Here is a 5461-nt window from a genome sequence, read left to right on the forward strand (position 1 = left end):
CAATCGCTTACGCCACTCCCGCCAACCCTATCACCCGCCTCCGTGAATAAAACAGGCTAACGATCAATACGGTCCTGAGTTTCTCAATACGGCGCATCAATATAATTGCTTTACTGACGGGCACACAGCTCTGCCTATAGGCTCTCGTCAGACCATTCGCAGGCGATGACGAAAGCCAGTCTGTCTGCACCGTCACGTTACGCTACAGAGGGCGATCAGGCTTCGATCGTGACGATGACCTTGCCCATTGCGGAGCGACCCGCAAGATGAGCGATTGCGTTACCCGCCTGCTCGAGCGGAAAGGAGCGTGAGATATGGGGCCGGATTGCGCCGCTTTCGTATAGTCCCATCAATTCGTCGACGATCCGTCGGTCCAGTTCAGGTTCACGCTCGCGAAACGAACCGAAGAAAACGCCGACAATCGAGCACCCTTTGAGCAGTGCCAGATTGAGCGGGACATTTGGGATACCGGCCGGGAAGCCGATTACCAGAAGTCGTCCGTTCCATGCAATCGCCCGCAGCGCGGCCTCTGCATAGTCGCCACCCACGGCGTCAAAAACTACGTCGAATCCGCGCTCCGGCGCCGCTGCCTTGAAAAGAGCTGCAAGTTCCTTCCTGCCCGCGCCGTCGAACGTGCCTCGTGGATAGACGATACATGCGTCGGCTCCACATTCCTGAACGAAAGCGGCCTTGTCAGGACTTGAAACCGCGCCCACCACCCTCGCGCCCAGCGCCTTCCCCAACATTACGGCCGCGAGGCCAACGCCCCCCGCCGCACCGAGCACGAACAGGGTCTCGCCCGGTTGGATCTGCGCACGCTCTTTCAACGCGTAGTATGAGGTCCCAAAAGTCATGAGGAACGCTGCGCCGTCCTCGAACGACATGTCCGCAGGCATCGGAATGCACGAGGATGCCTTCGCGGCCACCTTCGTCGCCATGCCATTCCAGCCAACCATGCTAATTACCCGATCGCCGATCGCCACGTCCGTGACGTTCTCCCCGACTGCCGAGATCACTCCTGCCACCTCTCCTCCTGGTGCGAAGGGCCGTTGCGGTTTGAATTGATATATGTCTTGTATGATCAGCACATCGGGGTAATTGACCCCGCATGCTCGCACATCCAAGATCACTTCATCCTGCGCAGGCAGAGGGTCATCGAGATGCTCGATCGACAATGTTTCCGGTCCGCCAGCGGTTCTGCTCAAAGCTGCCTTCATTTGATGCCTTCCAATATCAAAAATTGATCGAACCAACATGCCTGGATTCCACATTCAGCCGTTACACCAGCTGACCAGACAGCACTTTGGAAATCGGGATGCTCTTGCCGAAGATAATTGTCGGCTTGCTATAGCGAATTTAGGTCGCGCCGTTCGCGCTCCGATTGCGCCGCATGTCCAAGCTGTGTCCATCGGCCAACGCCTACAGCTGAGCCGTTCACAGCACCGACCCGAGGCTTGACGCTGTCGAAGAAGCGGAGCGAAACCAATCCGCCAGTGTCGCGGCAAAGGTCGCCCACCCTGTCCACTGCATAGCCATCCGTACGGACCCATTATCGACGCTTCTTGTCCGCTCGACAGGTCTGCCCCAGGGCAAAACGCGCGGCTACCTGACCCGGTGACGACGACGGCGCGCAGATCGTCATCGGCATCTGTGTGCTCAATCGCAGCAGTGAGCTCTAAACCCATGATGCGAGTGAACGCGTTCATCACTTCCGGCCGATTGGGCATGATGGTCGCGATGCGCCTTCCAGAGCGTAGAGGAGAGTCTCGAGCTGGGGCGCCTTCACGAGAGCATCCCTGAAATGCGGCGAGTGAAAATTGCCTCGGCATCCGCGACGATGCGCGCCATTAGTTCAGCAACGGTGGGAATATCATGGATCAGTCCCATCACCTGTCCAGCGGTCCAGATGCCATGATCAGTATTTCCGCTGATCAATCCCTCAAGCCCGCGAGCGCCTTTGACAAGGTGGGCAACGTCGGCAAATGGCCTTCCTTGACCTTCAATCGAGAGCACCTCTTGGCTGATCGCGTTCCGACTGACCCTGGCGCTGTTGCGATAGGTGCGAAAGATTATATCGGTGGACCGCTCATCGCTGTCCACCATATGTTGTTTGAAGTTTTGGTGGAGTGGCGCCTCGACCGTCGCACAAAATCGCGTGCCCATGTTGATCCCTTCTGCACCCAAGACCAACGCTGCTGCAAGCCCGCGGCCGTCGCCGAAACCACCGCTTGCAAGCATCGGAATGGACAACTTGTCCGCTGCGGCCGGTATCATGATTAGGCCGGGAATGTCTTCTTCGCCGGGGTGCCCCGCGCACTCAAACCCATCTATGGAGACCGCGTCCACGCCCATGCGTTCGGCCGACAGCGCATGCCGGACAGCAGTACACTTGTGGATGACCTTGATCCCATGGCTCTTGAAGTGTTCAACATGCTCCCGTGGCTCGCTTCCGGCGGTCTCCACGATCCGTACGCCGCTGTCGATAATCGCCTGCCGATAGGCTGCATATGGCGGGGGATCTATCGAAGGGAGGATAGTTAGGTTCACGCCAAACGGCTTGTCAGTCAGTTCTTGGCAACTTTTGATCTCGCGGCGCAATGCATCGGGGTCGGGTTGTGTCAATGCGGTGACCATCCCCAAACCACCCGCGTTCGATACTGCTGCCGCGAGCGCGGCTCTGCCTACCCACATCATGCCCCCTTGTACGATTGGATGCTCGATGCCGAAAGTTCGGGTGAATCGCGTCTCAAATGCCAATTTTTCGTACCTTCCCGATTGCACTCTGGTTAACGCCTTGTTGCTTATCTGTCGGACCACGGCGGCGCGCGCTTCTGTTAGAATCCCAGGCGACCATCGTGGAAGTCAGCGGCACGGAACAAGGCCTTCACTTAGGAGTATCAAATCTGGTTGAACTGGACAGACGGGTATTCTTCTTTGAAGCGGCTCCGATAGATGGCCTCCTTTAGGCGTGAATGGATAACGGGCTGCAATGAATGATAACGTGTGCCCACCCGCGTACAGCCTACATCGCGAAAACGTCTGATCTGCCGCGTCGACTGCTTTTATTCTTGCTCTCGAGAGCATTCCTAATAGTAAGCCTCACCTCGCGACAATCGCGCGTCTTGCCGGGTAGTTAACGTTCTACAAGACCACTAACTTGACGAACCTGCGGGATCTGGAGATGCACCAGAGCCGGGGAGGCAAGCTGGTCGAAAATATCTCGCGACTCGGCCGGCTCAGGCTTCACTGCGACATCATCGAGCCAAGCAGGACGGCTGGCACTTCAAGAGCCACATCTGAGCCCGCCAACCAGCTAAAAGAGAAACCGACTTCCGCCGTGGTGAATACCTCCGGGCTACGCGCTCCACCATTCCGCACGTCGTAAACGTGCCTCATATCCTGGTTACCTATTGCCCGCTGATTGCCATACTAACGCACCACTGCACGTGTCGCAGAGCCTACGAGCGCTTGTACCTTCGAAATATCTGCTCGATGCGAGCCGCGGCCGGGGTTGACAAGCTAGCTCCAAACACGGCGAGAAGGAGGTGGATTGTATCGGAAACGACCCCGCTGACGCCTTTAGGCGGCGCGCCCCGTGAGGCCTCACGGGGCGCGCCGCTTTGTCATGGTCACAACTGGGTCCTCGGATCGAGCTGGATCATAAGCCGTTTGTATCCGCGAAAAACGAAATTATCGACAAATTTTGGATCATTCTCCAAGATTGTCAAATCATATGCATTCAACACACGAGAATAGAACTCCTCTAGCTCCATTCTCGCTAGAAGATGGCCTATGCAATGATGAAAACCTGGAGCAAACGAAAGCGAGGACCGGCAGTCACGATTTGGATTTATTGTGAAAGGGTCTTCGAATATTTCTGGGTCGGTGTTGGCAGAAATATTCATAAGGAACAATACATCACCGGCCTTAATGGCTTGTCCATGCCATTCGAAATCCACGCGAGCGATGCGGATCAGGCCTTTAACCAGACTCGGATAACGCAGCAGCTCATCGACAATGCGTTTTTCGGCACCCGGTTCGCTGCGGATCAAGGATGTGAGATCTTTGGAACGGGCGATCTCTGCTAGGCCTACCGCTAGAAAATGTGCGGTCGTCTCCGTTCCGGCGACGATAGTCTGGTGGCACGCCGCTAGCGTTTCGTCGTGGCTCAACCGCTCAAGGTTATCGCGCGCGTTTACATAGTGTGAGAGCAGGTCGTCGGTCGGCAAGCGCTCACGCTCGAGCATCAAAGCCTCGAACATCTGGTTTAAGCGTATCGTCGCTGATTCAAACCTCTCGAGATCTTCGACGTTTGGCCGCACCGATGCGAGCACTTCGACGATCGACTGCGCATGCTCGAAGAACTCCTCCGCCTCTTCAACGCTAACCCCAAGGATACGCTGCAAGACGCGGGCCGGTAGGCGGGACGTTATAGTGCCAACGAGATCGAAGGGCTCTCCCTTCGGAGCTGCGGCGAGCAATTCTTCTATTGTGGCGACGGTGTGGGCGCGGAAGCTCTCAACGACACTGCGTGTGAACGCTTTCATCATCAAGGTTCGGATACGCATGTGATCGGGGCCATCGAGAAACCCGACATGAAGCTTCGCGATTCGGATGGCCGTCGGACAGATCAGTTCTGCGTTGGGCGGAGCGGTCCGCAAGTAAATTTCCGCTCGCTCAGCAGAAAGACGAGCATCGGAGTATCCCGCCTTTACGTCCGCATGACGCGTCACGATCCACGCCTGCTGCAGGTCGCTCCAAAAAACCGGATTGCGATCGCCGAGCTTCAGTAGTGGCTGCCAAGGCGCGGCCAAGAAGGATGGGTCCGTGAAGTCAACATCCTCCGCCGGTCGGTCGTCTAAAAGCTCAGTTTGAGTCGTCATGTCGGGTTCCTCATCCATCATGTCATCGCCGTGGGGGACGGCATAGCCTCCCAGTGACACCTTAAAGCGTGACAGCCTGTCAATAGAACGACATGGAGTATTTGAAAAGAGCCGTGTTGGGGCTTTATCTGGGTTCCTTCGTCACTACGACGAAGCCCCAGCCCTCCTAAAACACAACCTCAAATCTGGGCCTTAGAGCCCAACCGGAAATTAGGTTGAGCGATTTCAGCCAGTTGTGATTCACCGAGGGTTGCGAAGACCACGGGGATCATATGGGCTGGACCGAAACCGCTCGTCGCGAGCATGACAGAAGAAGGCTGCGCTACACAAGCGACTGCACCGATGCGGAATGGGCGATTATCGCGCCGCTGCTAGCACGAACGACGAAGGTGGGGCGTCCACGCCTGCACCGCGCACGGGATGTGTGGAACGCGATCCAATATCTTGCGGCGACGGGGTGCCAGTGGGCGCAACTGCCCCGGGACTTCCCGCCGTTTACGAGCGTGCAATATCATTTCTACCGCATCCGGGACTGCTGCGTAATAGGCGTATCTCATGGATATTGTGCGATATCTGAC

The 5461-nt window shown here is 56.8% G+C and carries 5 protein-coding genes; 1 reads left to right on the forward strand and 4 read right to left on the reverse strand.

The features are described 5' to 3' along the window. Positions 1–215: 215 nt before the first annotated feature. From IE122_RS17920 to IE122_RS17935, 4 genes are all read right to left on the reverse strand, one after another. Positions 216–1256, reverse strand: coding sequence for an NADPH:quinone oxidoreductase family protein (locus IE122_RS17920; RefSeq protein WP_308430428.1), 1041 nt, complete (start codon positions 1254–1256; stop codon positions 216–218). Positions 1257–1271: 15 nt separating this feature from the next. Continuing rightward, entirely contained in the window at positions 1272–1829 is a 558-nt protein-coding gene (locus IE122_RS18595; protein ID WP_373299161.1) for an enoyl-CoA hydratase-related protein, read from the reverse strand. After that, complete coding sequence (locus IE122_RS17930; RefSeq protein ID WP_189622596.1) at positions 1783–2757, reverse strand: NAD(P)H-dependent flavin oxidoreductase; 975 nt, start codon at positions 2755–2757, stop codon at positions 1783–1785. The genes IE122_RS18595 and IE122_RS17930 overlap by 47 nt, the downstream gene beginning before the upstream one ends. Positions 2758–3629: 872 nt before the next feature. Beyond that, the gene (locus IE122_RS17935) at positions 3630–4904 is read right to left on the reverse strand and encodes a cytochrome P450 (protein ID WP_189622597.1); all 1275 of its coding nucleotides are present in this window, start codon (positions 4902–4904) and stop codon (positions 3630–3632) included. Positions 4905–5155: 251 nt separating this feature from the next. On the opposite strand from IE122_RS17935, the gene IE122_RS18600 reads away from it, so the two are divergent. Further along, a partial coding sequence (locus tag IE122_RS18600) for a transposase (RefSeq protein ID WP_189622598.1) occupies positions 5156–5461 on the forward strand: 306 nt, incomplete at its 3' end.

The organism is Novosphingobium colocasiae (genome assembly GCF_014652555.1).
Lineage (GTDB): Bacteria > Pseudomonadota > Alphaproteobacteria > Sphingomonadales > Sphingomonadaceae > Novosphingobium > Novosphingobium colocasiae.

Excerpts from the sequence above, each read along its gene's own strand:
- IE122_RS17920 (WP_308430428.1), bottom strand. The coding sequence starts at position 1,256 with ATGTTGGTTCGATCAATTTTTGATATTGGAAGGCATCAAATGAAGGCA.
- IE122_RS18595 (WP_373299161.1), bottom strand. The coding sequence starts at position 1,829 with ATGCCGAGGCAATTTTCACTCGCCGCATTTCAGGGATGCTCTCGTGAA.
- IE122_RS17935 (WP_189622597.1), bottom strand. The coding sequence starts at position 4,904 with ATGATGGATGAGGAACCCGACATGACGACTCAAACTGAGCTTTTAGAC.